The organism is Streptomyces sp. NPDC051243 (assembly GCF_044455405.1).
In the GTDB taxonomy this organism is placed as follows: Bacteria; Actinomycetota; Actinomycetes; order Streptomycetales; family Streptomycetaceae; genus Streptomyces.
This window is the reverse complement of the sequence record NZ_JBITES010000003.1, coordinates 357,667-383,792: the sequence shown is the minus strand read 5'-3', so window position 1 is coordinate 383,792 and position 26,126 is coordinate 357,667. Positions and strand designations below refer to the sequence as shown.

Genomic DNA, 26,126 nt, shown 5'->3' with positions numbered 1-26,126 from the left:
CTGGAGGCGTCATGCTGGAGATCAACACGAGCAAAGTGAGCCGCTGGGACCAACACGGACGGGAGCACGTCGTACGAGTGGAGCGCAAAGGCCCGCAGCGCACGGTCAGATGCGACACGTGCGGGTGGCGCAAGGGCGCCCAGTTCCTGCCCTGGCTGAAGGCGGAGGAGCATCTGGCGGAGGCCCACCAGGCGACGGTGGACCCGACGGAGACGCAGCAGGAGCGATGACCTTCATACGCCCCTACGGCCCCGAGGACCGGGATTCCCTGGAAGACATCTGCATCCGCACGGCACACGAGGGCGGCGACAGCCGGCCGCACTACCAGGACCCTGGAATCTTCCCGACGACTTTCGCGCTCCCCTACGTCGCCCTGGAACCGGACCTCGCCTTCGTCCTGGACGACGGTCACGGCCGGGCCGTCGGCTACATCCTCGGCGCCGTGGACACCCCCCGCTTCGTGGAGGCGTTCCGCACCAAGTGGCTGCCCTCCGCCGCCGAGAGCTACCCCGAGCCGCCCGGCCTGCCGACCACCCCGGACGAGGAGATGATCCGCCTCCTGCACCACCCGGAGCGCATGCTCGTCCCGGAGGTGGCCCCCTACCCGGCCCACCTCCACATCGACCTGCTCCCCGCCTGGCAGGGCCAAGGCCACGGCCGCACCCTGATGCGCACCCTGCTGGAGGCCCTCCGGAACAAGGGTGTCCCGGCCGTCCACCTCTCCATGGTCACGGCCAACACCCCGGCCAGGGCCTTCTACGACCGCCTCGGCTTCCATGAGATCGACGTGCCGGGGCCGGGCCCGGTCACCTACCTCGGCCGTACGACGCGGGAACTCGACAGCCTGTGACGGCTCAGCCCCTCAGCCCCCGCACCAACAGGTCCACGAGCGCCTCGAAGTCACTCTCCGCGCCCGGCTGTTCCCACTCCTTGGCGTAACCCGGGTCGTGGAAGCGGCCCGTGGCCTGGAAGAGGGCGCGGGCGGTGGTCGCCGGGTCCTCGGTGGCGAAGACGCCCGCGTCGGCACCGGCCCGCACGATCTCCGTCAGCTGGCCGGTGAGTTCGGCGATGTGCTCACTGACGACCGTTTCGACGGCCTCGCCGGCCAGCACCGAGTAGGTGGCGAAGAGCTCCGGATCGTCGCCCGCCTTGCGGCGTTTGGCGGCGAAGAGGGCCGCGAGCCAGTCACGCAGCCGGGCCTCGGGGTCGTCGGCGGACGTCACGATCCCGGCCAGCACGTCCGTCGTCCGGTCCAGCCACCTCTTCGTCACCGCCTCCCGCAGCGCCGCCTTCGTACGGAAGTGCCGGTAGACGCTGCCATGGCTGACGCCGAGCGCGCGGGCCACGTCGACCACGGTGGCCTTGGCCGGGCCGTGGCGGCGCAGCACCTCCTCGGTGGCTTCGAGGATGCGCTCGGCGGTCAGGGTTTCGCTGGTCGCAGGCATGCCTAGACGGTACCTGGCACGGCGATCAGCGCTCGCTGTCGAGCATGGCCATCTGGGCGGGGGCGTACCGCTCGCCGGCCGCCGCGTCCGCCGGAACGGCGGCCTCGATGGCGGCGAGGTCGGCCGCGTCCAAGGTCACGTCCAGGGCGCCCAGCGCCTCGTCGAGCCGCGTACGGGTCTTGGCGCCGACCAGCGGCACGATGGCCGTGTCGTGCCGCTGGCCCTGGGAGAGCACCCAGGCGATGGCGATCTGCGCGACGGAGACGCCCTTCTGCTCGGCGATCTTGCGCAGGGACTCGACCAGCGTGAGGTTGTGCTGGAGGTTCTCGCCCTGGAAGCGGGGCGAGTGGGCGCGGAAGTCGGTGGCCGCGTACTCCTGGCCGGGCGTGACATGGCCCGAGATCAGCCCACGCGAGAGTACGCCGTACGCGGTGACGGCGATGCCCAGCTCACGCAGGGTGGGCAGGATCTCCCGCTCCGGGCCGCGGGAGATGAGCGCGTACTCGATCTGGAGGTCGGCGATCGGGGCGGTCGCGGCGGCGCGGCGGATGGTCTCCGCACCGACCTCGCTCAGCCCGATGTGCCGGACGTACCCCTTCTCGACCAGTTCCGCGATCGCGCCGACGGTCTCCTCGATCGGCACGTCCGGGTCGAGCCGGGCGGGACGGTAGACGTCGATGTGGTCGACGCCGAGGCGCTGCAGGGAGTACGCCGCGAAGGACTTCACGGCGGCCGGGCGCCCGTCGAAGCCGTACCAGTCGCCGTCCGGACCGCGCAGGGCGCCGAACTTCACGCTGGTCAGCGCGTTCTCGCGGAGGGCGGCCGGGGCGGTGCGCAGGGCCTCGCTGATCAGCAGTTCGTTGTGGCCCATGCCGTAGAAGTCGCCGGTGTCGAGCAGAGTCACGCCGGCTTCCAGGGCGGCATGGATGGTCGCGATGGACTCGGCGCGGTCCGTCTCGCCGTACATCCCGGACATGCCCATGCAACCGAGGCCGAGAGCGGAGACCTGGGGGCCGGTGGTTCCGAGGGTTCGGGTCTTCATCGTCATGCCCTCCACCATGCCCTAACAACTGACAGATTTCAATATCTGTCATTCCATCCTTGTCACTCGCCGCCAGACGCCCGTGTACGACTCGACTCCTCACCTACTGACCGATCACGTCCACGCGAGCTTCGCCCCCAGGGCCACGAACGCCCCCGCGAAGGTCCGCCGCAGCCACGCCATCACCCGGGGCCGGGAGATGACATGGCTGCACACGGAGGCCGCGAGCACGCCGTACGCCGCGAACACCACGAACGTCGCCAGCATGAAGACGCCGCTGAGCGCCAGCATGCGCGGCAGGGCGCCGGCCTTACCCGGGTCCACGAACTGCGGGAGAAAGGCGAAGAAGAACATCGTCAGCTTCGGATTGAGGATGTTGATCAGCACGCCCCGCCCGATCACCCGGCCCGAGGACAACGGCGCGGCCCCCTCGTCCACCGCGATGGCGTCCTTGGCCTTGAGCATGGCCCACGCCATGTACAGCAGATAGGCGACACCGGCGTACTTGAGGACCTGGAAGGCGGTGGCGCTCGCGTGCAGCAGTGCGGCCACGCCCGTGACGGTGGCCAGCATGTGCGGCACGATCCCGAGGGTGCAGCCGACGGCCGCCACGACGCTCGCGCGCCGGCCTCGGGACAGCCCCGCCGCGAGGGTGTAGACGACGCCGGTGCCCGGGGTGGCGACCACGGCGAGGGTGGTCAGCAGGAACGCGATGCTCATGCCGTCACCCTGCCGTGGCCGCCGGATCCGCATACAGGACCAATCGCGGTCCCCGTTACCGGACCACTCAGCCCTGCCGCAGCGGTATCGCCAGGTCCACCACCTGCCGCCCCTGCGGGAAGGCGCCGGTCGAAGTCACTGTGCCCGTCAGCAGGTTGACCTTGAACAGGCGTGAACCACTGACCGCATACCCGGAGTTGGTGCCGCTGTCCGCCGAGCTGTAGATGTCGAAGCCCGAGTCGCGCGGGACGTCCACGCCCGTCTTCCCGGTCGGGGCGAGGTTGCCCGCGTTGGCCGGGGACTGGACGGAGACCTGGTCCTGGGTCGTGTCGAGGTCGAACAGGGTGGTGGCCGTCGTCGCGTCGAGGTCGTTGTTGGTGTACGCCGCACCCGTCACGCCCGTCGCCGTCGCACCCGTGGTCGCGGGCGGCACCGGCGGGTTGGTGAGGGCGCCGTCGACGGCCGTCGTCCCCGCGGCGGGGGCGCCCGCCGGGTCGTCGATGTTGTGGCGGAGGTTCTGGCCGGTGTCGCTGATGACCCGCAGCCGGTTGGCGGCCGGATTGAAGTCGACGCCGAAGCTGCTGCCCTGGAGGGCGGCGCTCAGCTGCGAGACCTTGGTGGCCCTGGCTCCGAGCTCGCGGATCGTGTAGACGCCGCCCTTGTCGCCGACGCCGTACAGCTTGTTGTTCTGCACCCGGTAGTCGATGCCGACGAGCCTGCTGTCGCCCTGGAGACCGCTCACCCTGCCGAGCGGGAGAACGACGCCGGGCCGGTCGACGCGGAAGCGGACGAGCCGCTGGTCGCCGGTCAGCCCGACGGCGACGAGCCGCTCGGCGGACGCCTGCGGCAGGCGGCCTCCGCCGACACCGCCCTTGGCCTCGATGCCCGGCGAGGACGACGAGCCGCCCCGCTGCCCCCCGTCACTCGCCGCCACATATCCGACCGACCCGATCGCCAGAGCCATGACCGCCGCCCCGACCACTGCTTGCTTGCGCATGATGCCCCCGTGAGAGGTCTCTCGCCGCGCCCCGCCCGCTGCGGGCCGCGCATGCCCTCTCCTTCGGAGCGGATCGCCTCACGGACGGCAAAAACCCCGATTCCGTTACGTCTGTTACGTCCGTAACGGAATCGGGGTTTTCCAGCGGGTGTGCCGCGGTCCTAGCAGCCGATCAGGCGCCCGGCCAGGTAGCCCTCGATCTGGTCCAGCGAAACCCGCTCCTGCTTCATCGAGTCACGCTCACGGACGGTCACCGCGTTGTCGTCCAGCGTGTCGAAGTCCACCGTCACGCAGTACGGCGTGCCGATCTCGTCCTGGCGGCGGTAGCGGCGGCCGATGGCGCCGGCGTCGTCGAACTCGATGTTCCAGTTCTGGCGCAGCGTCTGGGCGAGGCCCTTGGCCTTCGGGGACAGCTCGGCGTTCCGGGACAGCGGCAGCACAGCCACCTTCACCGGGGCCAGGCGGTGGTCCAGGCGCAGCACGGTGCGCTTCTCCATCTTGCCCTTGGCGTTGGGCGCCTCGTCCTCGACGTAGGCGTCCAGCAGGAACGCCAGCATCGCGCGGCCGACACCGGCCGCGGGCTCGATGACGTACGGCGTCCAGCGCTCCTGGGCCTCCTGGTCGTAGTAGACGAGGTCCTGGCCGGAGGCCTTGGAGTGCGCGGAGAGGTCGTAGTCGGTGCGGTTGGCGACACCCTCCAGCTCGCCCCACTCGTTGCCGCCGAACTGGAAGCGGTACTCGATGTCGGCGGTGCGCTTGGAGTAGTGGGAGAGCTTCTCCTTGGGGTGCTCGTACCAGCGCATGTTCTCCTCACGGAGACCGAGGCCCGTGTACCAGTTCCAGCGCTGCTCCATCCAGTACTCCTGCCACTTCTCGTCCTCGCCCGGCTTGACGAAGAACTCCATCTCCATCTGCTCGAACTCACGGGTGCGGAAGATGAAGTTGCCGGGCGTGATCTCGTTGCGGAAGGACTTGCCCATCTGCGCGATGCCGAACGGCGGCTTCTTGCGCGAGGCGACCTGCACCTGGGCGAAGTTGGTGAAGATGCCCTGGGCGGTCTCGGGGCGCAGGTACGCGATCGAGCCGCTGTCCTGGGTCGGGCCGAGGTGGGTGGAGAGAAGACCCGAGAACTGCTTGGGCTCGGTGAACTGGCCCTTGTTGCCGCAGTTCGGGCAGTTGATGTCGGCGAGGCCGTTCTCCGGAAGGTGGCCCTTCTTGGCCTCGTACGCCTCCTCCAGGTGGTCCGCGCGGAACCGCTTGTGGCAGGAGGTGCACTCGGTGAGCGGGTCCGTGAAGGTGGCGACGTGGCCGGAGGCGACCCAGACCTCGGGGGCCAGGATCACGGACGAGTCGATACCGACCACGTCCTCGCGCGACGTCACCATGTAGCGCCACCACTGACGCTTCAGGTTCTCCTTGAGCTCGACACCCAGCGGCCCGTAGTCCCAGGCGGCCCGCTGGCCGCCGTAGATCTCACTGCAGGGGAATACGAAGCCACGGCGCTTGCTCAGGCTGACGATGGTGTCGATCTTGTCGGCGGCCACGGTGCTCTCTTCATTACGACGACGGGCGACGAAGCGAGGCGCTTCACAGCGAATGCTTCAGAGTACCGGCGGTGGCTCCCCCTCAACCAAATCGGTAGCGCTCTGTGGACGCCCGCTCACGCTTGTTGACAATGGTTTCCATATTTGCTGAAAATGAGTGTCATGAACGTACGACGACACCACATATCCGGGGTTGCCATGGCGGCCGTCGCCGCCCTCGGCCTCGGCACCCTGTCCGCCTGCTCCTCGGACAGCGCCGCTGCCGGCAACACGGAGAAGTTCGACGTCGTCGCGTCGTTCTATCCGATGGCCTTCCTCGCCGAGCAGATCGGCGGCGACCACGTGCAGGTCACCAGTCTGACCGAGCCCGGCCAGGAGCCGCACGACCTCGAGGTCAGCGCGCAGCAGCGGGCGCAGATCGAGGAGTCCGACGCGGCGCTGTACCTCAAGGGTCTCCAGCCGGCCGTCGACGAGGCCGTGTCCCAGTCCGGCGCCAAGACGAAGATCGACGCCGCCACGCTCACCAAGCTGGAGGACCACGGCAGCCTGGAGGACAGCCACGAGCACGAGGGCGAGGAGGCCCACTCCGAAGAGACCCACTCCGGGGAGGAAGAGGAGCACGCCCTCGACCCGCACGTCTGGCTCGACCCGGTGAAGTACGCCGAGATCGCCAAGGGCGTCGGCGCGGCCTTCGAGAAGGCGGACCCGGACCACGCCGCCGACTACAAGAAGAACACCGCCGCGCTGGTCGAGAAGCTCGACGACCTGAACACCCGGTTCGCGGACGGGCTGAAGAACACCAAGGCCAAGGTCTTCTTCACCAACCACGCCGCCTTCGGCTATCTCGCCGAGCGCTACGGCCTGACCATGGAGGCCATCGCCGGCCTCGACCCGGAGAGCGAGCCCAGCCCGGCCCGGATCAAGGAGCTCCAGGAGGAGGCGAAGGCCGACGGCGTGACCACCGTGTTCTACGAGACACTGGTGTCCGACAAGACCGCGAAGACCCTCGCCGACGACGCGGGCTTGAAGACGGACGTCCTCGACCCGCTCGAGGGCATCACCGACAAGTCCAAGGGCGACGACTACTTCGCCGTCATGGAGGCCAACCTCACGGCCCTGCAGACGGCCCTGGGCGCCAAGTGATCGAACCACGCACGTGATCAACCTACGGAGGACGGCATGACCGAGCCCGTCATATCGCTGCGCGGCGTCCGCGCCGAGCTGGGCTCGCGCCCCGTCCTGCGCGGCATCGACCTCACCGTGAACCGCGGTGAGGTCGTCGCGCTGCTCGGCGCCAACGGCTCCGGGAAGTCGACGGCCGTGCGCAGCGTCATCGGACAGGTGCCGGTCAGCGCCGGCGACATCGAGCTGTTCGGCACGCCGCGGGCACGGTTCCGCGACTGGGCGCGGGTGGGGTACGTCCCGCAGCGCACGACGGCGGCGGGCGGCGTGCCGGCCACGGTGACGGAGGTCGTCTCGTCCGGCCGACTGTCCCGGACCCGCTTCGGCGTCTTCCGCAAGGCCGACCACACGGCCGTACGGCACGCCCTGGAGCTCGTCGGCATGGCGGACCGGGCGAAGGACTCGGTCGACGCCCTCTCCGGCGGCCAGCACCAGCGGGTGCTCATCGCCCGTGCCCTGGCCTCCGCCCCCGAACTGCTGATCATGGACGAGCCGATGGCGGGCGTGGACCTGGCCAGCCAGGACGTACTCGCGCGGACGCTCAGGGAGCAGGTCGCGGCCGGTGCGACGGTCCTCCTCGTGCTGCACGAACTCGGCCCGCTGGAGCCCCTGATCGACCGGGCGGTCGTCCTGCGCGACGGCTGTGTCCTGCACGACGGACCGCCCCCGAAGGCCGTCGGCCAGCACGCGCTGCCCGGTCACGACCACGTACACCCGCACGCGGCTCACGACGCCGAACCGATCCGGACGGGACTGCTGAGCTGATGGACTTCCTGAACTACGACTTCATGCAGCGGGCGCTGCTGGCCGCGGTGCTGGTGGGCATCACGGCCCCGGCCGTCGGCGTCTACCTCGTCCAGCGCCGCCAGGCCCTGATGGGGGACGGAATCGGCCATGTCGCGATGACCGGCGTGGGCCTCGGCTTCCTCCTCTCCTGGTCTCCGGTGTGGATGGCGACCCTCGTCTCCGTCCTCGGCGCGGTCCTGATGGAGCTGATCCGCTGGTACGGCAAGACCCGCGGCGACATCGCCCTGGCGATGCTCTTCTACGGCGGTATGGCCGGCGGCGTGATGTTCATCAACCTTGCGCCGACCGGCTCCAACGCGAACCTGACGTCGTACCTGTTCGGTTCGCTGTCGACGGTGAGCGAGTCGGACGTGACCGCGATCGTGCTGCTCGCCGCCTTCGTGGTGTTGGTCACCCTCGGTCTGCGCCGCCAGCTCTTCGCGGTGAGCCAGGACGAGGAGTTCGCGAGGGTCACGGGCCTTCCGGTGCGCGCCCTGAACCTGCTGACGGCGATCACGGCGGCGGTGACGGTGACGGTCGCGATGCGGGTGGTCGGGCTGCTGCTGGTCAGCGCGCTGATGGTGGTCCCGGTGGCGGCGGCCCAGCAGTTGAGCCGCAGCTTCGCGGCGACGTTCGCGATCGCCGTCGCCATCGGCGTCACGGTGACCATCGGCGGCACGGTGACCTCGTACTACCAGGACGTCCCGCCCGGCGCGACCATCGTGCTGCTGACCATCGGCGCGTTCATCGCGCTGACGGCGCTGGCGGCCCCGCTGGCCCGCCGCAGGGCCCGCGCGCTGGCCGCGGCGCACCCTGTCGGCGACCCGGCGGAGTGTGCGATTCCAGCCAGCAGGGAGTCCGATGGGAAGGTCGGCGTCTGACCGCTGACAGTCCGGGCTGGCACAATGGCCCGGCAAGTGCAGACGTTAGGAGGCATCCCGTGACGACCGCTGGACCGCCCGTTAAGGGCCGCGCGACCCGGCAGCGGGCCGCCGTGGCGGCGGCGCTCGACGAGGTGGACGAGTTCCGCAGCGCGCAGGAACTCCACGACATGCTCAAGCACAAGGGCGACTCGGTCGGCCTGACCACGGTCTACCGCACGCTCCAGTCCCTCGCCGACGCCGGCGAGGTCGACGTGCTGCGCACCTCCGACGGGGAGTCGGTGTACCGCCGCTGCTCGACCGGCGAACACCACCACCACCTCGTCTGCCGCGTCTGCGGCAAGGCGGTCGAGGTCGAGGGCCCGGCGGTGGAGAAGTGGGCGGACGCGATCGCGGCGGAGCACGGGTATGTGAACGTGGCTCACACGGTGGAGATCTTCGGCACGTGCGCGGAGTGCGCCGCCGGTTGAGCCGGATTGCGTGCGGCTGAGTGGGGGTTCGCGTCCCTGGGGGCCTGCGGCCCCCAGACCCCCGCTTCGGCCCTGAAGGGGCCTCGTCCTCAAATGGTGGAGGCGTCGGCGGCGCTCCCGCAGCCGGACGCCCGCGAGACAGTCCGCGCGCTTCGGTGAGCAGACCAGCTCCACGGCGTCCCGCACCGCATCCCGCCCCATGTCACATGACCCTGAGGCGGGAGCGTAGCTGAAGGACTCAGCCGTCCTGCCGGCCCTCCATGGCCAGCAGCTCCTCGTTGGGGATGGCCCCGCCGAACCGCCGGTCCCGCGACGCGAACTCCACGCACGCGCGCCACAGGTCGCGGCGGTCGAAGTCCGGCCACAGCACGTCCTGGAAGACCATCTCCGCGTAAGCGCTCTGCCAGAGAAGGTAGTTGGAGGTGCGCTGCTCGCCGCTCGGGCGCAGGAAGAGGTCCACGTCCGGCATGTCCGGGTAGTACAGGTACTTGGCGAAGGTCTTCTCGTTCACCTTCGACGGGTCCAGCCGCCCCGCCTTCACATCCTCGGCGAGGGCCTGCGCGGCGTCCGCGATCTCGGCCCGTCCGCCGTAGTTCATGCAGAAGTACAGGGTCAGCCGGTCATTGTCCTTGGTCTGCTCCTGGGCGACCTGGAGCTCCTTGGCGACCGACTTCCACAGCTTCGGCATCCGGCCGACCCACCGCACCCGGATCCCCAGCTCGTCGAGCTGGTCGCGGGTCTTGCGGATGAAGTCGCGGTTGAAGTTCATCAGGAAGCGCACCTCGTCCGGCGACCGCTTCCAGTTCTCGGTGGAGAAGGCGTACAGCGAGATCGCCCCCACGCCCATCTCCACGGCGCCCTGCAGGACGTCCAGCACCCGCTCGGCACCGACCTTGTGCCCCTCGGTGCGCGGCAGCCCCCGCTCCTTCGCCCAGCGGCCGTTCCCGTCCATGACGATCGCCACATGGTTCGGGACCAGTTCACCGGGGATCTTCGGCGCGCGGGCACCGGACGGGTGCGGCTCCGGCGCCTTGTACTCGCGCCGCCGGCGTCCCAGGATCCCGCTAACGACCATGTGTTTCTCGTCTCCTCTACCGGTCTACCGGCTTACTTCTCCACGTAACGAAGCGACCGCAGGCCGCGTTCCAGATGCCAGTGCAGGTAGGCGGACACCAGCCCGCTGCCCTCCCGCACGTACCGCGGCTCACAGGAGTCCGCGGTCTCCCAGTCTCCCGTGAGCAGCGCACCCAGCAGTTCCAGGGTCTGCGGCGACGGTACGACGCTACCGGGCACCCGGCAGTCGACACAGACCGAGCCCCCGGAGGCGACCGAGAAGAAGCGGTTCGGTCCGGGCATGCCGCACTTCGCACAGTCGCTGAAGCTGGGGGCGTAGCCGTTGACGGCGAGCGAGCGGAGCAGGAACGCGTCGAGAACGAGATGCGGCTCGTGCTCGCCGCGGGAGAGCGTACGCAGGGCGCCGACGAGGAGCAGGTACTGCTGGACCGCGGGTTCGCCCTCGTGGTCGGTGAACCGCTCGGCGGTCTCCAGCATGGCCGTACCGGCGGTGTACCGGGCGTAGTCCGTCACGATCCCGCCGCCGTACGGCGCGATGGTCTCGCTCTGCGTGCACAGCGGCAGCCCGCGCCCGACCAGCTCACTGCCCCGCGCGAAGAACTGCACGTCGACATGGGAGAAGGGTTCGAGCCGCGCACCGAACTTGGACTTCGTACGCCGCACACCACGTGCCACCGCCCGCACCCGTCCGTGACCGCGAGTGAGCAGGGTGATGATCCGGTCCGCCTCGCCGAGTTTCTGGGTCCGCAGGACGATGCCGTCGTCCCGGAAGAGGCTCATCGCGCACCCCTGCGGGATGTCGGCCGGGGGTACGGGGGTCCCCCGGGGGAGCACAGCATGATCCGGTCCGCCTCACCCGGCTCCTGGGTGCGCAGCACGATGCCGTCGTCGCGGAACAGACTCATGGGTTCATTCTCGCGTACGGCATGGGTCAGCGGGTGCGGTCGGGGTGGCTTATGGCGTCCCAGGGGGCCATGTTCCAGGGGCTGGCACGGTTCGCCGGGTCCAGAAGAGCCCTCAGATGCGCGTCCGCGACCTCCTGAGCGGCGGGGAACCCGGAGTCCGCCGTGCAGCGCAGCCCGTCCCGCCACACCTGCCGCCCCAGCAGGTAGTGATCGGCGTACTCGCTCCATGATCCGTATGTCCCGGCCACCGCCGGCACGATGTTCTTCAGCGCGGTCCAGGCGTCGGACTCGTCGATCAGCCCGCAGGCGAAGCCACGGCGGGCGATGTCGACGTACAGGGCGGCGTCCCAGGCGAGCGGCGCGACGCCGGTGAGCCGGTACGCCCGGGCCCGGTACCCGCTGCGGGACAGGCCGTCGAGCCGGCCGATCAGCTGCTCACGCGAGGTGATCTCCCACTGCTCGGCCAACCAGCGCCGGGCCCCCTCCTCGTCGATCCGCGCGAACGGGTACAGCGTGGTGCGCGAGGCGCCCCGGTCCCGGCTCACCGGCGCGCTCAGCGACACCATCCACAGCTGGTGCATGGTGAGCGGCACGGGGTAGCGGCGGGACGCCTTCGCCCCTCTTCTCCTCCATCTCCACAAGCCCATGCCGCCGCACCCTATGCGCCCGTGCTCACGTCAAGGAACCTCACCCCGGCTGCGTGCGTTGGCGTACGCCGTCGCCGCGCGCAGCCGCTCGGCGGGCGTGGCGTTGCGTACGACCCCCGGCTCGGCGTCCCACTCCTTGCCGCCGCCGTACGGTCTCAGTTGGACATACGGCCCCTCGTGCCCCATCACGACGCCGATCCGACCCGAACGGGTGTCGACGACGTACGATCCGATCGGCGGCTTCATCGCAGCACCGCCGCGAGCCGTTGCGCCGTCTCGACCGAACACCGGCCCAATTCCACGAGCGGGCAAGGGGCTTCACGCGCAAGACTCGCCGGGTCCAACCGGAGTGTCGGGAGCGTAATTCCTGCCTTCTCCAGCACCGCCCGCAATTCCTTCACTGCTTCCTCCGCTTCTTCGACGCAGCGCGCCGAGTGTCGTGCCGTCACGTGAACTCCCCTCCTATTCGGGTTTCACTCTTTCCATCTCCATGGTGACCTGCGACGCCTACACTCGGCAGGAGTCTGTGCTCTACAAGTACGGGGCAGCACAAGGGGGTTGGCTATGGCCAATGGTTCACGGTTGGCGGCCTGGGAGTTCTTCGGAAGTGAGCTGAAGCGGCGCCGGGAGAACGCCGGGATGACCCAGGTGGAACTGGGGGCGTTGGTCTTCGTGTCCGGTGGCTATATCGGCCAGTTCGAACAGGCAATTCGAAAGCCGCAATTGGATGTCGCCCAGCGGATTGACGAGGTGCTGCAAACCGACGGTTTTTTCGAGCGGCTCTGGAAGCGGCTCATCAGCGACAAGCGATACGCGGACTACTTCGCGAAGGCGGCAGAGCTGGAGCGGCTGGCGACGAACATCTGCGAGTTCGCGCCCGCGCTGGTGCCAGGCTTGTTGCAGACAGCGGGGTACGCGCGTGCGGTCACGCTGGCGATGAACGCGTTCGCGACGGACGAGTACATCGACGACAAGGTATCCGGCCGACTGGAGCGGCAGCACATCCTCAAGGACGCTACACGGCCCGTGTATTGGGTCGTCCTGCACGAGAACGTGCTGCGCATCCCGGTCGGCGGCCCGGCCGTGATGGCGGAGCAACTGGAGCGCGTGGCGGCGATGGCACGGGAGCGAACGGTGCTGGTCCAGGTGCTGCCGTATGCGGCTGGGGCGTACGCCCTGATGACCGGCTCGCTGAAGCTCATGGAGTTCGAGGACGCCCCGCCAACGGCCTATACAGAAGCCGTGTATTCGGGGAATCTGCTGGACGATCCGGCTGTGGTGAAGCGCGCGTACGCGGCATACGATCTGCTCAGGGCCGCCGCGCTGTCGCCGGAGGCGTCCCTGGCCCTGATCGAGTCGGCGGCGGAGGACTTCAGACGATGCGCGAGTACGACCTGAGCAACGCGAGCTGGCGCAAGAGCAGCTACAGCGACGGCAACGGCGGCGACTGCGTCGAGGTCGCGTCCGACTTCCCAGGCGCCGCCCGCTGGCGCAAGAGCACCTACAGCAACGGCGAGGGCGGCAATTGCGTCGAGGTAGCCGACGGCCTCCCCGGCGTCGTCCCCGTCCGGGACACCAAACTCGCCTCGGACAGCCCCGTCCTCCTGATCGGTGCCCCCGCCTGGGCGGAGTTCGCCCGCTTCGCCTCAGCGTCCGTCTAGTGGGCCCTCTCGGCGGGCGTTCCACAGATGGTCGAATCGTGCCTTGCGCCGAGCGACCTTCCCCTCACGCGCGTCGAGTTTGGCGTTGGGGTTGAGCTGCTGCACATCCGTTGTGATCTCGAAGTACAGCTCTTCATCGAAGATGACGACGTCGAGGGTCTCCCCCACCCTGATGTCGGGCGGCAGCTCGGACAGAACCACCACGCCGACCTCCATGCCGGCGTCCCTTTGCTGCTTGAGGATTGTGTCCAGGCTCGCGTCGAGTTCCTCGGGATCCTTCACGATGAACAGGCGCCTGACCGTGACCCCGCGCCGCTGGATCGCCTCGCGCTGCACGTCCAGGTAGTACTTCGCGGTTGCGGTCTCCCAGAAGGCCAGGTCGATGAAGCTGCTGGTGGCGTAGATGCTCTTGCGGGCGCACCGGGTGAGATCGATGAGCAGGTCGTTGTTCTCCCCCGGCCAGTCGCCGTGCGCCGAGGCCAGCGCTGTCATCATCGAGGCGAGCCGCTCGATCTCGGCTCGCGCGAAGTCCTGCGGGAAGCCCTGGCCCTGTGATCCCACCTGCACCGCGCTCCCGACCAACCGTTTGACCTCGTCGGAGGGCATCCTCGCGTCCTCCAGACTGCCGAACAGGTCCGTCACGTCCCCAACCTGCCGAAATCCCCGGTCCACCAGCTCCGTCATCTCACGGTGCCGCGCCTCCAGATCCTCCCGCAGCTCACGCCTGTTCTGTCGCTGACCGGTCTCCACCGCCGCCAGCCGCTGCTCGAAGTCGACCATGTACTGGACGATCAGCGCCGCACCACCGATAACGACGGCCAGGGCGATCTGCCACAGTTCCTCCTGCGACTGGTCGATCACCTGGGTGATCACATAGGTCACCGTCCCCACGGCCACCGTGATCAGGATCTTCAGCACAACCGGCGGTATGCGCACCGTCCATACCTCACGTTCCTGAAGTGACCGTCGGCTGTGGCTCGGGACCCGCCTGGCGTTCCGACTCCGCCCACAGCTTGGCGAACTGGGTGACGCGGTCCTCGATGTGGTCGGGCTCGGCGCTCAGCCAGGTGCCGTCCGGGTTGGATTCCTGGTCCGGCTTGGTCTCGTAGCAGAGTTCGCCGTCGAAGACGATGAAGTCGTCGACCCTGGGGTTCGTCTCCATCAGTGAGCGCACCGCTATGCGCGCGTCGATGCCCCGCCTGCGCTGGCTCTCGCAGAGTGCTCTGAGCTCCGGCGTGACCTCGTCCTCGTCCCGCACGACGAACAGGCGCCGGATCTCCACGCCCCGCCGCTTGATCGCCTTCTCCTGCGCGGCGAGGTACCGCTCGGCCGACCCGCTGGTCCAGAACGCCCGGTCCACCGAGGTGCTGGTGGCGTCGAGGGTCATCTTGACGCAGTCGGTGATGTCGATCAGCCACTCGTTGTTCTCACCGGGGCAGTCCGCGCTGCCGCTGCCCAGGCCTTCCATCGTCTTGGCGAGACGGCTCAGCTCCTTCTCCGCGAAGGCCTGCACGATGTCGCCGCCCCGTTCACGGACCTTGGTGTAGCCGAGGACTAGCCGGGTCACCTCGTCGGAACGCAGCACCGAACCGTCCACCTGGCTGAAGAGCGTCGTCGCGGCGAGGATCTCGTTGAAGCGCCGGTCGACCTTCTCGAAGCGCTCGCCGAAGTCGAGCAGGTACTGCACGATCAGCGCCGCGCTGCCGATGACGATGGACGCCACCCACTGCCAGATGTTCCCGTCGTCCTGGTCCAGGATGCTGGTCAGCAGGAAGGCCCCGCCCGCCGCCGAGGCGGTGATCAGGATCCGCCAGAACATCTTGGGCATGCGTGGCTCCTGACGCGGCGCCGGACCGCCGTTGTTCCCCGCTCCTAATGGCGCTCCACTCATGTCTTGTCCCCCGTCTGTGTGTGGTTCGGGTTCCGCCCCTCAGCTCGCGCTGAGCGCCTGCTGAGGCATCGCCACGGCCTGGAGGGCCAGTCGATCCCTGATGCGCCGGCTGAGGTTCTCCCACTGTCGGGAGAACCCCGGTTTCTCTTCCAGTACGTCCCACAGGTGGCCCAGCGCGGGGTCCACATGCGCCCGTGGCATCCACAGGTGCAGCAGGTGAACCACGACCGGATGCAGCGCCTCCACGACCGAAGGCCCGTCCGCCGCGCCGAGTCGGCTGTTGTCCAGCATGTGCTGAACGGACGTCAAAAGCCAGTCGTGCAGGGCGAGATCCTCGCAGATGCCCGCCGCGGATGCCGCCGGGATGTGCTCGGGCAGCCGTAGCTCCATGGTCCGCAGTCCGCCCTCGGCGACCGTGAAGTTCACCAGGGATGCGCGCTCGCCCTCGGGAGTGCGTCGGGCCACCCAACGCAGCCGGGTGGGGCTGGACTTGAACGGCACCCTGCGGTCGAGGAGGGCGTGCCGGCGGAGCTGGGAGAGGAGACCTTCGGCGATCATTCCGAGGTCGAGCTCACCGCGCCCGGCTCCGCGCAACACGCCCTCGGCGGTGGCCTGTTGGGGCAGCTTTCCGAACGGTTCGACCAGGCCGGGGCGGACCAGGTACTGGCCCCAGGGGCGGCGCAGGTCGGGGCCGGCGGCCGGGAGGCTGAAGTACGCGGTCGACTGCAGCAGCCGGCCCTCGGTCAGCGCCGCGCGGGCGGCCACCGTGCCGACGGCCCGGACCTTGCTGCCGTTGGAGGTGGGCAGCCGGCAGTCCACGCCGGTCAGGATCTCCGGGGAGAGGACGTACATGGTGGGCCGCTCGGAGACCCGGACGTGGACGTCGGCGCGCAGCCTGAGCAACTGGGCGGCGGCCCTGCTGTCCAGCGCCTGGAAGGAGGGGAGCAGACAGGTGCGCACCTCGCCGCAGGCGAGGACCGAACGCGCCGGTGGTCCGGGGGCCGCCGTCATCTCAGGTCTCCTCGGCCTCGGAGGAGTCGGCCGGCTCCTCGTAGAAGACGTAGGTGGCGCGCTGTGCGACCGCCGCCGGCACCGGCATCCCCTCGGCGGCGGACCGCTCGGCGACCTGCTGCAGCGCCCCCGCGTCGACGTCTATCTGGTCGAGGACGAGCCGTACGGCGTCCTCGACGGCGAGGAAGCGGTTCGGCATGAGGGTGCAGGTGCGGTACGCGCTGAACGGCGCCTTGGTGTCGGTGAGCTTGATCAGGGGGTCGAGCCGGTCCCAGTCGTGCGGGAAGTCCCCGCCCTGCCACTCCCGCGGCACCAGCACGGGCTCACCGAGGTGCCGTAACAGCCCGAGCCTGGCCAGTTGCCATACGGCGGCCAGGAACGGGCAGGACCACAGCCGCCGGCCGTCCTTCTCGGACCACAGCTCCACGTCCATGAAGACCGAGTGGTTGCGGGCCGCCGTCTCCCGCGGTGGCTCCCAGCCCTTGGCCCGGCCGCCGAGCGCGGGGGCCGGCATGGTGGGCGTGCGCTGGCCGTTGGCGAGCCAGCCGGTCTGGCTGACGGGCGGGCGGGAGCCGTAGCTGCCGGGCGGCGGCGACTCGACGAGGCGGTGCATGACCGACTCCGCGAGTTCGACGCGGTCGGCGACCGCGCAGGCCGACTCGCGGGCGAGGTAGTCGATGACCAGCCCCGCCCTCTCGGCCTCCTTGAGCACCGTCGGGATCAGTTCGGCCGGGGTGGAGAAGCGGGTGAAGTAGTCGTCGATGAGGAAGCAGGTGCTGATGCGGGGCCGCTTGCTGCGGCGGGCCGCGGAGGCGCGGACCGCGTCCGCCCAGATCCGCACCTCGGCGAAGTGCTCGCCGAGGCGCTTGGGGCCCGCCTCGAAGTCCTCCATGTAGAGGTGGCCCAGCTCCAGGGAGAGATGGGCGAGCGGCACGGACTGGGTGCGCAGTTCCGCGGTGGTCTCCTGGAACACGGCCTCGGTCACGCCGGCTCCCAGTACTTGTCGTCGGTCAGGCGTCCGGCGAGCTGGTTCAGCGCCTGCCAGGTCGCCTCGTTGGCGATCTGGCTGTCGAGCACGTCCTCGTCGGTGATGAGCTGCTCACGCCACTGCAGAACCGGTTCGAGGGGTACGGAGCCGAGGACCTGGCTGTAGCCGATGCCGTGGTTGGAGGCGAGCTGCTTGAGGTCCTCGTCGGTCTTGCGCATCCACGCCGACTGGGTGGGCGAGACCTGGGACCACAGCGGGGACTCGGGGTCGGGTACGGCGGCCCGCACAAAGCGGATCGAGTTGCGCAGCGCCTCCTCGTCATGGCCTCGGTCGACGCCGCCCGCGAGGATGCCGCGCTTGCCGAAGACCAGGCTCGCGGCGGCCCCCACATGCTGGCGGGTCCACCGGTGGAACACCAGCCAGCGGGCGGTGACCTCGCTCATCTCGGGCTGTGCGGTGGCCTCCAGGACCATGTCGACGGCGTAGGAGCGGCCGGCGCTGAGGTCGACGACGACCAGATCGAACTCGTAGTAGAGCGTCATCAGCAGGTCGACGCAGCGGCGCAGGTTCTCCTCGCCGGTGGCGAACTCGCCGCCGCTGACGTCGCCGGGCATCAGCACCAGGCGGCCGCAGCCGGGCGGCGGGAAGCGCAGTACCTGGTGCTCGGTCTCGGACCAGACGTCGATCCGGGCGGGTTCGCTCACCTCCCCTATGAGGTAGGCGTGCAGCCCGCGGTCCTCGGTGTCCTGGCGGGCGTCGGCCACGTCGAAGACGGCCGCCGCGGTGGGCGAGCCGAAGTCGAAGTCGAGGTAGCAGACGTCGTCCCCGGCCAGCGCGCGGTGGTAGGCGAGGTTGGCGCTGGTCACGGAGCGGCCCGTGCCTCCCTTGTCGGAGGCTGCGAAGATCAGCACGGTTCACACTCCCCGGTCCGCGGCTTCGCGGGCCCGGGCGAGCGCGTCGAGCTGTCCCAGCACCTCGAGTGCCAACGCGTACGCCGTGCCCGGCTGTTCGTCCACGAGGGTGCGGGCGCGGCGCAACTTGACCTCGATGTTTCTGAGCTGCATCCCGTGCCGGCCGTCGTCCTTGGGCGCGGGTTCCATCTGTTCGTTGCCCAGCAGGTGGGCCGACTCACTGAGCAACGCCCTTGCCAGCTCGGTCAGTTCGAGGCTGCGGATCGGTGGCTGCTGGTACATCTGGTGGGCCTGGACCATCACCTCGGTGACCCGCTCGGTGATGCTCCACGACACCGGTACGCGCCGCTTGTGGATCTCCGCCTCGGGATAGGCGGCGTGGATGTTGTCCCACAGGCCGACGCCCTCGCCGTCCCGGATCCGGCGCAGCCACATGTGGTCGAAGATGTCCTCGGCGAGTCTGAGCAGCCGGTCGTGCGAGGAGAGGTTGCGGGACAGCGTGCACAGCTGGACGGTTCGTTTCAGCAGCTGCGCCGAGAAGTCGGTCATCGACCAGGTCATGGGCGGGCCGAGCCGCTCGCTGCCCTGCAACGGCAGGGAGACGCCCACGTTGTGCAGCTGCTGCACCATCGGGTCGTCGCGGACCATCCGGCTGGTGACGCGGCCGCGTTCGGCGAGGCGTTCCATGACGGCGACCGTGCGGGTCAGGTCGTCGTCGGTGGCCCGGCGCCGCATCAGGTCGTGCACGAGGATGGCGGCGACGGAGAGCGAGAAGTACTCGGACTCCAGTTTCTGTCCCGTCGTACGCCAGGGCAGGTCTTCCAGGGGCCAGCGCTCGTCGTCGAAGCGGGCGATGCGGGACCAGTACTGCTGGGTCAGCTCCCACCGCAGCCGGAGCGCCTCGGCGAGCTTCTGCTGTTCGGGGTTGAGCAGGCCGAGGGTGAGGGTGCGGTCGGAGAACAGGTCCTGGATACCGTCGAGGGCGACCACGGTGAAGTACAGGTACGGCACCGCGTTGGCGACGCCCTCGGGCTGCGGCCCGATGGCCTCGCTGGTCTCGACCTCGGGGGCGTCGCGCACCATGGACCAGGCCCAGCCGCACTCGAAGAGCTGGTTCTCGTCCTTGAGGCCTTCCTGCACGTCGATACCGAGGAACACGCTCTCGTTGATCGCCGCGCGCAGGGAACGGAAGCGGCTCTGGAACTTGTTGAGCACCTGGCGCTGTGACATCCGCCCCTGGCCGAGGAGTTCGCAGAGCGTGACACCTTGCGAGGAGTCGGTGTCGAAGACGTTGACGGTGAAGGAGCGCAGCAGGCTCACCATGGCGGCGGTGAGCCGGTTGCTGGTGGCGACGCGCAGCTCGGCGATGGTCTCCTTGATGTCGCTGCGCCGGGTCCTGGTCTCGTAGATCTTGAGGAAGCCGAGCGTGGCGAGGCACAGGGTGACGGACATGGAGAACGAGTCGACGACGCCGACCTGGCGCTGTTCCTCGGTGAGCTGCTTGGTCTTGTCGGCGGAGCCGAAGTAGTAGCCGCCGGCGAAGGTGGGCCTCTTGTCCTCACCGGTGTGGGTCCGCATGAACTCGGCGGTGGCCGTGACGAGGTTGGCCGGGACCTCCAGGCGTCCGCCGGCCCGCCTCAGGGCCTGCTGGACGTCCTCCTGTGTGGTGTCGGGGTCGTCCAACCGGAACGCGGGGATCTCGGTGGCGGGGTACAGGAGGCAGAGCAACCGCTCCGCGTCCGCGACACTGCTCTCCTTGCCCCAGTCGCCCCACTCCCACTCTCCCCCGCTGAAAGAGTGACGGGCGACCGCCTGCCAGATGTCCAGCAGATGCTGGCGTGGCTTGATCTGCATCCCATGCCCCTCACACAGGCCGCACTGCCATTACCTGAGGAATAACGCTGTTCTTTTGTGAAGCTTCATCGTAAAGGTTCTTCGATCAGTTGATCGGAGATCAGCGAATCATTGATCGGTGAATCGGAGATCAGCGCATCGGGATCAGCGAATCGGAAGATCCGCGTCCGAATTCCGGCGCCAGCCGTAGGCGACGATCATTCCCGAATATCCGTCACGCACTTCGGCCTCGGATTCGAGCCGCTGCACCTTGAAGTCTCGCGCGAATGCCTCAAGGCTCACCCGTACCTCGGATTCTCCCACGTCACAGGCCGGGAAGAAGTGTTCGCCCGCGTGATAACCCTTCGAATGTGCCATGAAGGCGGCGGCGAAGGGGGCGTCGGGGGCCAGGGCACGCAGAAAACACTCGACGCCGAGCATGAACTCGTCGCGGGAGGTGGTCATCGATTCGGCGACGAAGAACATGGTCCCCATGGACCACCGGCCCTCGTACCGGGCAAGCTCGAAGAGGTCGCCCTCCTCGACATGGACGACCTTGCGGAATCTCTCACGCGGGTCCGCGCCCAGGGAGCCGTAGGCCTCGTGCTCGCTCAGGGCGCCCCAGAACTGGTCCCAGTTCGTGTCGTAGCCGTCGACCTGGCCGGTGAGGTACTCGACGTTGGCGGGCGAGCGTTCGAAGAGGGTGATCTCCTCGCACCACGGCATCATGGCGAGTGCGGGATAGAGATTGGCGCCGGCCCCCACGTCGATACCGGAAACCGGGCCGCCGCCCTGCTTCTGGAAATGATCGACGAAATGATCCCGGACCAGGTGCAGGATCTCCGCGTCCTCTGCCTGTAAGACGCTGTAGTTGTGCTGCACGTAGGCGATCGGGTCGAACTCCGCCCAGTGCACCTGTGCGTTCAGCTGGACGTCCCCCGACGATCTCTGGGTCATTCACTCACGGTACCAAAAGAAGGCGCACTGGGAGCGCGTCGAGGCATAGCCAACTCGCGCACTTGAACCGCCGGATCGGCCCTGCTCAAGATGGGCGGATCTCCCAACCGAGCACCTGAAACGGCGGGCAACGGGTGCTCACCCGCACGAGTGACTTCATTCCATCGCATAGGGGGCAGTTGATGGCCGTGCCGGAGGAACGTTTCCCTGTTCCGGGTCGCCGCTCCGACCAGGCGTTCTTCGCCGACAGCGGCGATCGGCCGCTGACGATGCGGGGCGTCACCGAGGCGGATCTGAACGAACTCCTCCGCGTGGACCGCGAGGTCTTCCCCGAGGACCCCTACCCGTACTTCGTGCTCCGCCAGCACCTCGATGTGCACGGCGACCGCATCCTCGTCCTGGACGACGGGGAGTACCTGCACGGCTACGTCCTCTTCGTCACCACCTCGGACGGCTACACCTGCTGGGTACTGAGCCTGGCCGTCAGCGCCGACCAGCGCGGCCGGGGGCTCGGCAAGCGGCTGATGCTGGAGGTGCTGCGGCAGTTGCGCCGGGAGCGGGCGCACGAGGTGCGACTGACCGTGGAGCCGACCAACGCGGCGGCGATCATGCTGTACCGGTCGCTGGGGTTCGCCGCGGAGGGCGGGGTGCACAGGGACTATCTGGGGCCCGGGGAGGACCGGCTCATCATGGTGCTGGGGCTGAGGTGAGAGCCGGGGCTGGGGTTAGCCCCACCTGGTAAACCCCAGGAGATATGGGGGAGTTACCAGGATGTGACACTCCGTCAAAGTCGGTCAGGCTGCTGTGCATGAAGCAGATCACCAAGAGTGCCGTCCTGATCGCCACCGCCTCCGCCGTCGTCTTCGGAGTCGTCACCCCGCTCACCGCGTCCGCCACCGCCACGGCGGCCCCGCTGAAGTGGACCGAGTGCGAGGGTGAGGGGCTCGACCCGAGGCAGGAGTGCGCCGCCCTGTCCGTACCGATGGACTACGCCGACCCCGGCGGCCCGAGGATCGACATCGCCGTCTCCCGTATCCCCGCCGAGAAGCCGTCCGCCCGGCGCGGCACGCTGCTGATGATCGCCGGCGGGCCCGGCGGTGACAGCCTCGGCGACCCTTCCGGCATCGGGCAAAAGCTGCCGCAGTCGGTGCGGGACGCCTATGACCTCATCGGGTTCGCACCGCGCGGCAACGCCCCCTCGACGCCGGTGAACTGCGAGGTCGGCGAGGAGGACCTCGCCCGTACGAGCCTGCGTCCCTGGCCCGCTCCGGACGGCTCCGTCACCGGGAACATGGCCACCGCCCAGCGCATCTCCGACGCCTGCGCCCGCAACGGTGGCGAACTGATGAAGCACATCAGCACGCTCAACAACGCCCGCGACATCGACCGCATCCGGGCCGCGCTCGGCGAGCGGAAACTGTCCGCGTGGGGGGTGTCGTACGGCACGTACGTCGGCTCCGCCTACGCCGAGCTGTTCCCGCACCGCACCGACCGCATCGTGCTGGACAGCAGCGACAACCCCGACCCGGTGCGGGCGGAGCGCGCCTGGCTGGAGGCGTACGAGGCCGGCGTCGAGGACAACTTCCCCGAGTTCGCCAAGTGGGCGTCCAGGCCCGGCAACCCGTACCGGCTCGCCGACACGGCGGCAGAGGTACGACCGCTCTTCCTCCGCCTCGCCGCCCGCCTGGACCACGAGCCGATCCCCTGGCCCGGTGCCAACCCCGCGGAGCTCAACGGCAACATCCTGCGCCAGGCCATGCTTGACAGCTTCTACGACCCCGACGACTACCCGAGCCTGGCCAAGCTGATGCTGGCCGCGCGGAAGGGCGAGGTGCCGCCCGCGCCGCCCGCCCCGCCGGAATCGGTGCTGCAGAACTACACCGCGGTCGGGGCGGCGACCATCTGCAACGACGGTGCCTGGCCGAGGTCGGCGGCGGTGTACGAGAAGGGCGTCGCCGAGAGCCGGGCGAAGTTCCCGCTGACCGCGGGCATGCCGAGGAACGCGATGGTGTGTGCGGCGTGGCCCCGGGAGCCGAAGGAGGCGCCGTTGCGGGTCACGGGGCGTGGGCCGTCCAATGTGCTGCTCGTGCAGAACGCGCGGGACGTTGCCACTCCGCTGAGCGGGGCGCTGAAGTTGCGGGAGGCGTTCGGCAGGCGGGCCGTCATGGTCACCGTGAACTCGACGGGCCACGGCTCCTATCTGGACAACGGCAACGCCTGCGGCGACGCCACCGTCTCCCGCTTCCTGGCGACCGGGAAGCGTCCGGACCAGGACACGTACTGCCCCTAGGGCCTGTCGTTTGGATCAGGTCGGCTGAGAGGTACTGCGCTTTTCAGCCGACCCGAGCCGGGGTCGATGGGGGTGCCCCCGCGCGAGGTTGTTCGAGCGTGGGGGAGTCGGCAACCGACGACAACGCGGCCGGGTGTACCCTCTGCTCGAAGAGCTCGGGGGAGCGCGTGCCAGGGCCCGCGACGCCGGCAGGATCCAAACGACAGGTCCTAAGCCCGGCCCAGGGCTCTCAGCGTTCGGCGAGGGGCGTCGGGGCCTCCTGGACCGTCCAGCCGTTGCCGTCGGGGTCCTGGAAGAAGAGGAAGGAGTTCCAGCTCTCCTCGCCCCGGCCCTCCGCCCAGCCGGACGCGCCCATGTGCATGACCGGGCTCACCTCGACCCCTCGTTGCAGCAGTTCCGCTCTCGCCGTGTCGATGTCCGTGACACAGAGCTGGAGGCCCCGCAGCGAGCCAGGGGCCGTCCGCGACTGCCCCGGGGGCTGCGGCATGCCGGACTCCAGCACGACCGAGCAGCGGGAGCCGGGCGGGGTGAGCTGGACGAAGCGGCCGACGCCCGCGTAGAACGGCGCGTCGATCTCCGCGCGGAATCCGCACCGGTCGGTGTAGAAGGCCTTGGCGCGGTCGACGTCGGAGACCGGCACACCGATCACCTCGAGGGTCCAGTCCATACGCGCACCTCCTCATCCATGGTCTCCCCGCGTGCCGGACCGTGCCCGTCGGCCGTAGTGGCGGGCCACCGCGCGGAAGGCCTGCTTCGGCTCCCAGTGCCAGTCGGAGGCCGGGTCGTCGGGGCAGTCCTTGACGGCCTTGGTGATGCTGTAGCTCGCCAGGTCCAGGTCGAATCGCGGGTTGTCGGGGCGGTGGGGGGCGTCGGGGGTGACGAACTCGAAGGCCATCGCCGCGTAGAGGTTCATCGACTCGAAGACGCCCAGGAGATCGGCCAGGTAGGCGGCCTGTGTGCGTTCGCTGCGCACCAGGTCGCCCTTGATCTCCGGCGGCGTCTTGTCGTAGTCGACGACGTACCAGCCCATGCCGGCCGTCTCGGGGGCGCCGACGTACGCGCAGGTGCCGAACTCGGTGATGGCGAGCGGCTTTCCCCAGCGGAGGTGGCGCTTCAACTCGCTCACGTACGCGGCCGGTTCGCGGTGGTACGAGTAGTAGTCGATGCCGACGACGTCGAACAGGTTCCAGTCGACCGGCTCGAACTCCTCGTCCTGGGCGGCCGCGTAGCTCAGCCGGCCGTGGAAGACGGAGCGGCCGACGCCGGCCGCCTTCGCGGTGAAGCGGGCCAGGCGGCGCTGCATCCCCGCCATGTCGACGGTGCCCTTCTGAAGGTTGTCGACGCGCTCCAGGACCGTCTCCCCCGGCACGATCCCCGGCACGAACAGCCAGAACTCGCAGCCCACGCTGAAGTCGACGCTCGCGCCCTGCCGGCGCAGCCGTTCCGCGAACCGGCCGCACTCGGCGATGCTCTCCAGGATCTCCCGCTCCGGCAGGTCCCCGAGGGTCGGCTGGAGCCAGACGTGCAGCCCGCGCTCGGCGGCCTCGGCGGCCGTGGCGGTGAGGCGCTCGACGCCGTCGCCGGTGACGTCGAGGGTGTCGGCGTGCAGGTCGTCGCGGATCGCCCGGACGTCCTCGCGCATCCGGGCGGCGCTCCACGCGGTGCCGGGCGTCTCACCGGCGCCGAGGGTGTAGACGACGCCGCGGTGCTTCAGGCCTCGTCGACCGGTTCCGGTCGTCGCGGCTTGTCCCGCGGGCGACACCGCCCCCGCCAGTCCGACGGCCGCGGCCCCCGCCAGAAACCCTGCCCGGCTGATCCCCTTGGTGTTCTCCATACGGCCACTGTGGCGAGCACGGCCTCGCCGCGCCGTCGGCCGATGGTCTACGACCACGCAACCAAGGAATGACGCACGGCGTCGATCACTGAAGAGATCGGCACGACCCGCCGAACGAAATCCACCGGACGAAATCCACCAGACGAATCCGCCAGACGAATTCCGAGCGAAGGAGAGCAAGATCTTAGGTCGCCGCACCCTGCTGACCGCAGGCACCGCCACCGCCGCCGCACTCCTCACCAGCGCGCCGGCCCACGCCACCACCACCGACCGCCTCCACGAACTGGAGCGGCGACATGGCGCCCGCCTGGGCGTGTTCGCCCACAACCTCGCCACCAGGCGGACCGTCCGCCACCGCGCCGACGAGCGTTTCCCGATCTGCTCCCTGTTCAAGACGCTGGCCGCCGCGGCCGTGCTGCGCGACCTGGACCGCGACGGCGAGGTGCTCGCCAAGCGGATCCACTACACGGAGGCCGACCTGGTGGCCAACTCCGACGAGACCGCCAAGCACCTGGCCACCGGCATGACCGTGGCCGAACTCGCCGACGTGGCCATCCGGTTCAGCGACAACACGGCCGGCAACCTCCTGCTGCGCGAGCTCGGCGGCCCCACCGCCATCACCGGCTTCGCCCGCTCCCTCGGCGACCCGGTGACCCGCCTCGACCGCTGGGAGACGGACCTCAACTCGGCGGAGCCGTGGCGCGTCACGGACACCACGAGCCCGCGCGCGATCGCCCGGACGTACGCCCGACTGGTCCTCGGCGACGCCCTGAACCGCCCCGACCGCGATCTCCTCACGCACTGGCTGCTGAACAACACCACCAGCGCCAACCGCTTCCGCGCGGGACTGCCCAAGACCTGGACGGTCGCCGACAAGACGGGCGGCGGCTCCTACGGCACGAACAACGACGTGGGCATCGCCTGGACCGAGGACGGCACCCCGCTCGTCCTGGCCGTCCAGACGACACGGCCCGAGCGGGACGCGGCGCTGGACCACTCTCTGATCGTCGAGACGGCGGCGCTGCTCGCCCGGGCCCTCACCTGAGAAGGCCGGGCT

General features: G+C 69.3%; 30 protein-coding genes. 11 read left to right on the top strand and 19 right to left on the bottom strand.

Annotated elements, in window-relative coordinates; genetic code table 11:
• Positions 1-11 precede the first annotated feature (11 nt).
• Together ACIBAG_RS09025 and ACIBAG_RS09020 are read left to right on the top strand one after the other, a co-directional pair.
• Positions 12-230, top strand: a complete 219-nt coding sequence (locus ACIBAG_RS09025; RefSeq protein ID WP_399102638.1) for a hypothetical protein — start codon at positions 12-14, stop codon at positions 228-230.
• A complete protein-coding gene (locus tag ACIBAG_RS09020) occupies positions 227-850 on the top strand; it encodes a GNAT family N-acetyltransferase (protein WP_399102636.1) in 624 nt (207 codons plus the stop codon). Before ACIBAG_RS09025 ends, ACIBAG_RS09020 begins: the two co-directional genes overlap by 4 nt.
• A gap of 4 nt (positions 851-854) precedes the next feature.
• Here ACIBAG_RS09020 and ACIBAG_RS09015 read toward each other — a convergent pair whose 3' ends face one another.
• The 5 genes from ACIBAG_RS09015 to ACIBAG_RS08995 form a co-directional block, all read right to left on the bottom strand.
• Entirely contained in the window at positions 855-1,445 is a 591-nt protein-coding gene (locus ACIBAG_RS09015) for a TetR family transcriptional regulator (RefSeq protein WP_399102634.1), read from the bottom strand.
• 25 nt (positions 1,446-1,470) lie between these two features.
• On the bottom strand, positions 1,471-2,493 hold the full coding sequence (locus ACIBAG_RS09010; protein WP_399102632.1) for an aldo/keto reductase: 1,023 nt from the start codon (positions 2,491-2,493) through the stop codon (positions 1,471-1,473).
• Between the two features lie 108 nt (positions 2,494-2,601).
• Positions 2,602-3,207, bottom strand: a complete 606-nt coding sequence (locus tag ACIBAG_RS09005; protein ID WP_399102630.1) for a LysE family translocator — start codon at positions 3,205-3,207, stop codon at positions 2,602-2,604.
• A 67-nt stretch (positions 3,208-3,274) separates the two neighbouring features.
• A complete protein-coding gene (locus tag ACIBAG_RS09000; RefSeq protein WP_399102628.1) occupies positions 3,275-4,204 on the bottom strand; it encodes a DUF4394 domain-containing protein in 930 nt (309 codons plus the stop codon).
• 161 nt (positions 4,205-4,365) lie between these two features.
• Positions 4,366-5,748 carry a glycine--tRNA ligase gene (locus ACIBAG_RS08995; protein ID WP_399102626.1) on the bottom strand — a complete coding sequence of 461 codons (1,383 nt, stop codon included), beginning with the start codon at positions 5,746-5,748 and terminating at the stop codon, positions 4,366-4,368.
• 162 nt (positions 5,749-5,910) lie between these two features.
• Here ACIBAG_RS08995 and ACIBAG_RS08990 point away from each other — a divergent pair, with 162 nt between their 5' ends.
• From ACIBAG_RS08990 to ACIBAG_RS08975, 4 genes are read left to right on the top strand one after another with little or no spacing between them, the layout of a single operon-like run.
• Positions 5,911-6,891 (top strand): metal ABC transporter solute-binding protein, Zn/Mn family, encoded by a 981-nt coding sequence (locus tag ACIBAG_RS08990; protein ID WP_399102624.1) that lies wholly within the window; start codon positions 5,911-5,913, stop codon positions 6,889-6,891.
• 36 nt (positions 6,892-6,927) lie between these two features.
• Positions 6,928-7,695 (top strand): metal ABC transporter ATP-binding protein, encoded by a 768-nt coding sequence (locus tag ACIBAG_RS08985; RefSeq protein ID WP_399102621.1) that lies wholly within the window; start codon positions 6,928-6,930, stop codon positions 7,693-7,695.
• Entirely contained in the window at positions 7,695-8,597 is a 903-nt protein-coding gene (locus ACIBAG_RS08980; RefSeq protein ID WP_399102619.1) for a metal ABC transporter permease, read from the top strand. The genes ACIBAG_RS08985 and ACIBAG_RS08980 overlap by 1 nt, the downstream gene beginning before the upstream one ends.
• Positions 8,598-8,656: 59 nt before the next feature.
• Positions 8,657-9,067 carry a Fur family transcriptional regulator gene (locus ACIBAG_RS08975; protein WP_062714306.1) on the top strand — a complete coding sequence of 137 codons (411 nt, stop codon included), beginning with the start codon at positions 8,657-8,659 and terminating at the stop codon, positions 9,065-9,067.
• Between the two features lie 238 nt (positions 9,068-9,305).
• Here ACIBAG_RS08975 and ACIBAG_RS08970 read toward each other — a convergent pair whose 3' ends face one another.
• The 5 genes from ACIBAG_RS08970 to ACIBAG_RS08950 are packed head-to-tail and all read right to left on the bottom strand — an operon-like array spanning position 9,306 to position 11,939.
• On the bottom strand, positions 9,306-10,142 hold the full coding sequence (locus ACIBAG_RS08970) for an isoprenyl transferase (protein WP_399102617.1): 837 nt from the start codon (positions 10,140-10,142) through the stop codon (positions 9,306-9,308).
• 32 nt (positions 10,143-10,174) lie between these two features.
• Positions 10,175-10,921: a DNA repair protein RecO gene (gene recO / locus ACIBAG_RS08965; RefSeq protein ID WP_399102615.1), complete on the bottom strand. Its 747-nt coding sequence runs from the start codon at positions 10,919-10,921 to the stop codon at positions 10,175-10,177.
• Positions 10,918-11,046: a hypothetical protein gene (locus tag ACIBAG_RS08960; RefSeq protein WP_399102613.1), complete on the bottom strand. Its 129-nt coding sequence runs from the start codon at positions 11,044-11,046 to the stop codon at positions 10,918-10,920. The genes recO and ACIBAG_RS08960 overlap by 4 nt, the downstream gene beginning before the upstream one ends.
• Before the next feature lie 26 nt (positions 11,047-11,072).
• Positions 11,073-11,693, bottom strand: coding sequence for a DUF1266 domain-containing protein (locus tag ACIBAG_RS08955; protein ID WP_399102611.1), 621 nt, complete (start codon positions 11,691-11,693; stop codon positions 11,073-11,075).
• A 30-nt stretch (positions 11,694-11,723) separates the two neighbouring features.
• Positions 11,724-11,939 (bottom strand): hypothetical protein, encoded by a 216-nt coding sequence (locus ACIBAG_RS08950; protein ID WP_399102609.1) that lies wholly within the window; start codon positions 11,937-11,939, stop codon positions 11,724-11,726.
• Positions 11,940-12,257: 318 nt separating this feature from the next.
• On the opposite strand from ACIBAG_RS08950, the gene ACIBAG_RS08945 reads away from it, so the two are divergent.
• Entirely contained in the window at positions 12,258-13,091 is an 834-nt protein-coding gene (locus ACIBAG_RS08945) for a Scr1 family TA system antitoxin-like transcriptional regulator (protein ID WP_399102607.1), read from the top strand.
• Positions 13,073-13,354 (top strand): DUF397 domain-containing protein, encoded by a 282-nt coding sequence (locus tag ACIBAG_RS08940; protein ID WP_399102605.1) that lies wholly within the window; start codon positions 13,073-13,075, stop codon positions 13,352-13,354. The genes ACIBAG_RS08945 and ACIBAG_RS08940 overlap by 19 nt, the downstream gene beginning before the upstream one ends.
• Here ACIBAG_RS08940 and ACIBAG_RS08935 read toward each other — a convergent pair.
• From ACIBAG_RS08935 to ACIBAG_RS08905, 7 genes are all read right to left on the bottom strand, one after another.
• Positions 13,340-14,290, bottom strand: a complete 951-nt coding sequence (locus ACIBAG_RS08935; RefSeq protein ID WP_399102603.1) for a hypothetical protein — start codon at positions 14,288-14,290, stop codon at positions 13,340-13,342. The two genes, ACIBAG_RS08940 and ACIBAG_RS08935, sit on opposite strands and share 15 nt — an antisense overlap.
• A gap of 10 nt (positions 14,291-14,300) precedes the next feature.
• Positions 14,301-15,182: a DUF6879 family protein gene (locus ACIBAG_RS08930; RefSeq protein ID WP_399102600.1), complete on the bottom strand. Its 882-nt coding sequence runs from the start codon at positions 15,180-15,182 to the stop codon at positions 14,301-14,303.
• 102 nt (positions 15,183-15,284) lie between these two features.
• Positions 15,285-16,256, bottom strand: coding sequence for an SCO2521 family protein (locus tag ACIBAG_RS08925; RefSeq protein ID WP_399102597.1), 972 nt, complete (start codon positions 16,254-16,256; stop codon positions 15,285-15,287).
• A gap of 1 nt (position 16,257) precedes the next feature.
• Entirely contained in the window at positions 16,258-17,241 is a 984-nt protein-coding gene (locus tag ACIBAG_RS08920) for an SCO2522 family protein (protein WP_399102595.1), read from the bottom strand.
• Positions 17,238-18,155: an SCO2523 family variant P-loop protein gene (locus ACIBAG_RS08915; RefSeq protein ID WP_399102593.1), complete on the bottom strand. Its 918-nt coding sequence runs from the start codon at positions 18,153-18,155 to the stop codon at positions 17,238-17,240. The genes ACIBAG_RS08920 and ACIBAG_RS08915 overlap by 4 nt, the downstream gene beginning before the upstream one ends.
• 3 nt (positions 18,156-18,158) lie before the next feature.
• Complete coding sequence (locus tag ACIBAG_RS08910; protein WP_399102591.1) at positions 18,159-20,009, bottom strand: SCO2524 family protein; 1,851 nt, start codon at positions 20,007-20,009, stop codon at positions 18,159-18,161.
• A 144-nt stretch (positions 20,010-20,153) separates the two neighbouring features.
• Positions 20,154-20,945 carry an SCO2525 family SAM-dependent methyltransferase gene (locus ACIBAG_RS08905; protein WP_399102589.1) on the bottom strand — a complete coding sequence of 264 codons (792 nt, stop codon included), beginning with the start codon at positions 20,943-20,945 and terminating at the stop codon, positions 20,154-20,156.
• 182 nt (positions 20,946-21,127) lie between these two features.
• Between ACIBAG_RS08905 and ACIBAG_RS08900 the strand changes: the two genes are divergently transcribed.
• Both ACIBAG_RS08900 and ACIBAG_RS08895 read left to right on the top strand, forming a co-directional pair.
• Complete coding sequence (locus ACIBAG_RS08900) at positions 21,128-21,655, top strand: GNAT family N-acetyltransferase (protein ID WP_399102586.1); 528 nt, start codon at positions 21,128-21,130, stop codon at positions 21,653-21,655.
• 98 nt (positions 21,656-21,753) lie between these two features.
• Positions 21,754-23,235, top strand: coding sequence for an alpha/beta hydrolase (locus ACIBAG_RS08895; protein ID WP_399102584.1), 1,482 nt, complete (start codon positions 21,754-21,756; stop codon positions 23,233-23,235).
• A gap of 229 nt (positions 23,236-23,464) precedes the next feature.
• Here the strand turns inward: ACIBAG_RS08895 and ACIBAG_RS08890 are convergent, their stop codons facing one another.
• Together ACIBAG_RS08890 and ACIBAG_RS08885 are read right to left on the bottom strand one after the other, a co-directional pair.
• On the bottom strand, positions 23,465-23,902 hold the full coding sequence (locus ACIBAG_RS08890; protein WP_399102582.1) for a VOC family protein: 438 nt from the start codon (positions 23,900-23,902) through the stop codon (positions 23,465-23,467).
• Between the two features lie 12 nt (positions 23,903-23,914).
• Entirely contained in the window at positions 23,915-25,069 is a 1,155-nt protein-coding gene (locus ACIBAG_RS08885) for an abortive phage infection protein (RefSeq protein WP_399102580.1), read from the bottom strand.
• A 181-nt stretch (positions 25,070-25,250) separates the two neighbouring features.
• On the opposite strand from ACIBAG_RS08885, the gene bla reads away from it, so the two are divergent.
• Positions 25,251-26,114: a class A beta-lactamase gene (gene bla, locus ACIBAG_RS08880; protein WP_399103300.1), complete on the top strand. Its 864-nt coding sequence runs from the start codon at positions 25,251-25,253 to the stop codon at positions 26,112-26,114.
• The last annotated feature ends 12 nt before the right edge of the window (positions 26,115-26,126 follow it).

Bases quoted from the DNA above. Each gene is read 5' to 3' on its own strand.
- ACIBAG_RS08950 (WP_399102609.1), bottom strand. From the start codon at position 11,939: ATGAAGCCGCCGATCGGATCGTACGTCGTCGACACCCGTTCGGGTCGG.
- ACIBAG_RS09020 (WP_399102636.1), top strand. From the start codon at position 227: ATGACCTTCATACGCCCCTACGGCCCCGAGGACCGGGATTCCCTGGAA.
- ACIBAG_RS08960 (WP_399102613.1), bottom strand. From the start codon at position 11,046: ATGAGTCTGTTCCGCGACGACGGCATCGTGCTGCGCACCCAGGAGCCG.
- ACIBAG_RS08970 (WP_399102617.1), bottom strand. From the start codon at position 10,142: ATGGTCGTTAGCGGGATCCTGGGACGCCGGCGGCGCGAGTACAAGGCG.
- ACIBAG_RS09005 (WP_399102630.1), bottom strand. From the start codon at position 3,207: ATGAGCATCGCGTTCCTGCTGACCACCCTCGCCGTGGTCGCCACCCCG.
- ACIBAG_RS09000 (WP_399102628.1), bottom strand. From the start codon at position 4,204: ATGCGCAAGCAAGCAGTGGTCGGGGCGGCGGTCATGGCTCTGGCGATC.
- ACIBAG_RS08955 (WP_399102611.1), bottom strand. From the start codon at position 11,693: ATGGGCTTGTGGAGATGGAGGAGAAGAGGGGCGAAGGCGTCCCGCCGC.
- ACIBAG_RS08905 (WP_399102589.1), bottom strand. From the start codon at position 20,945: ATGACCCAGAGATCGTCGGGGGACGTCCAGCTGAACGCACAGGTGCAC.
- recO (WP_399102615.1), bottom strand. From the start codon at position 10,921: ATGAGCCTCTTCCGGGACGACGGCATCGTCCTGCGGACCCAGAAACTC.
- ACIBAG_RS08980 (WP_399102619.1), top strand. From the start codon at position 7,695: ATGGACTTCCTGAACTACGACTTCATGCAGCGGGCGCTGCTGGCCGCG.
- ACIBAG_RS08895 (WP_399102584.1), top strand. From the start codon at position 21,754: ATGAAGCAGATCACCAAGAGTGCCGTCCTGATCGCCACCGCCTCCGCC.
- ACIBAG_RS08930 (WP_399102600.1), bottom strand. From the start codon at position 15,182: ATGCCCAAGATGTTCTGGCGGATCCTGATCACCGCCTCGGCGGCGGGC.
- ACIBAG_RS08885 (WP_399102580.1), bottom strand. From the start codon at position 25,069: ATGGAGAACACCAAGGGGATCAGCCGGGCAGGGTTTCTGGCGGGGGCC.
- ACIBAG_RS08900 (WP_399102586.1), top strand. From the start codon at position 21,128: ATGGCCGTGCCGGAGGAACGTTTCCCTGTTCCGGGTCGCCGCTCCGAC.
- ACIBAG_RS08890 (WP_399102582.1), bottom strand. From the start codon at position 23,902: ATGGACTGGACCCTCGAGGTGATCGGTGTGCCGGTCTCCGACGTCGAC.
- ACIBAG_RS08925 (WP_399102597.1), bottom strand. From the start codon at position 16,256: ATGACGGCGGCCCCCGGACCACCGGCGCGTTCGGTCCTCGCCTGCGGC.
- ACIBAG_RS08945 (WP_399102607.1), top strand. From the start codon at position 12,258: ATGGCCAATGGTTCACGGTTGGCGGCCTGGGAGTTCTTCGGAAGTGAG.
- ACIBAG_RS09010 (WP_399102632.1), bottom strand. From the start codon at position 2,493: ATGACGATGAAGACCCGAACCCTCGGAACCACCGGCCCCCAGGTCTCC.
- ACIBAG_RS09015 (WP_399102634.1), bottom strand. From the start codon at position 1,445: ATGCCTGCGACCAGCGAAACCCTGACCGCCGAGCGCATCCTCGAAGCC.
- ACIBAG_RS08940 (WP_399102605.1), top strand. From the start codon at position 13,073: ATGCGCGAGTACGACCTGAGCAACGCGAGCTGGCGCAAGAGCAGCTAC.
- ACIBAG_RS08990 (WP_399102624.1), top strand. From the start codon at position 5,911: ATGAACGTACGACGACACCACATATCCGGGGTTGCCATGGCGGCCGTC.
- ACIBAG_RS09025 (WP_399102638.1), top strand. From the start codon at position 12: ATGCTGGAGATCAACACGAGCAAAGTGAGCCGCTGGGACCAACACGGA.
- ACIBAG_RS08910 (WP_399102591.1), bottom strand. From the start codon at position 20,009: ATGCAGATCAAGCCACGCCAGCATCTGCTGGACATCTGGCAGGCGGTC.
- ACIBAG_RS08985 (WP_399102621.1), top strand. From the start codon at position 6,928: ATGACCGAGCCCGTCATATCGCTGCGCGGCGTCCGCGCCGAGCTGGGC.